The following is an 810-nucleotide window of genomic DNA, read 5'->3' as shown; positions in this document are numbered from 1 at the left end:
CCTCCCGACCACGGGCGACACCCCGCCCGCCGATGAGCCGACCCCGGAGGACCAGGCCGAGCCCGCCGGCGTCGACGAGCTCACCGAGGAGGAGCGCGCCCTGCGCCGCCCCCGCCTGATGTGGTTCAACGCGGCGCTGACGATCGCGGTGCTGGCCGCGCTCATCGTCGGCGTGGCCCCTCCGGAGCTGATCTTCCTCGTCGGCGTGGTGGTGGCGCTGGTCGTCAACTACCCGGGACTGAAGAGTCAGACCGCCCGCATCGAGGCCCACGCCACCGGAGCGATGCTCATGGCGACCACCCTGCTCGCCGCGGGATCGTTCCTCGGCATCCTCGAGGGCTCCGGGATGATCACGGCCATGGCCGACGCGGCGACGTCCGTCATCCCCTCCTCCGCCGCGCCGGGCCTGCCGGTGATCATCGGCATCCTCGGCGTCCCGCTGAGCCTGCTGTTCGGGCCGGACGCGTTCTACTTCGGGGTCCTTCCCGTCCTCAACGCCCTCGGGGAGCAGTACGGGGTGTCCTCGATCGAGATGACGCAGGCCGCGCTGCTCGGCCAGGAGACGGTCGGCTTCCCGATCAGCCCTCTTACCGGGTCCTTCTACCTGCTCGTCGGTCTGGCCGGGGTGGACATCGGCAAGCACATCAAGGCGCTGTTCGGCTGGGCGTGGCTGGTGAGCATCGTCATGGTCGTCGTGGCGCTGCTGACCGGCGTCATCGCCTTCGGGGCGACCGCATGAGCCGCGGGCCGGAAACCGTGAACCGCGGTTCGGGCCGCTCGGGCCGAGGCCCGGGCCGCACGATCCGGCTG

1 pseudogene is annotated in these 810 nt (G+C 71.5%); it reads left to right on the top strand.

The window, feature by feature from the left end:
- A pseudogene (locus IY392_RS18565) lies at nt 1–739 on the top strand (SLC13 family permease); the annotation flags it as partial.
- Between the last annotated feature and the right edge of the window lie 71 nt (nt 740–810).

The organism is Dietzia sp. SYD-A1 (assembly GCF_015356725.1).
In the GTDB taxonomy this organism is placed as follows: Bacteria; Actinomycetota; Actinomycetes; order Mycobacteriales; family Mycobacteriaceae; genus Dietzia.
This window is presented reverse-complemented; position numbering and strand designations above follow the sequence as displayed.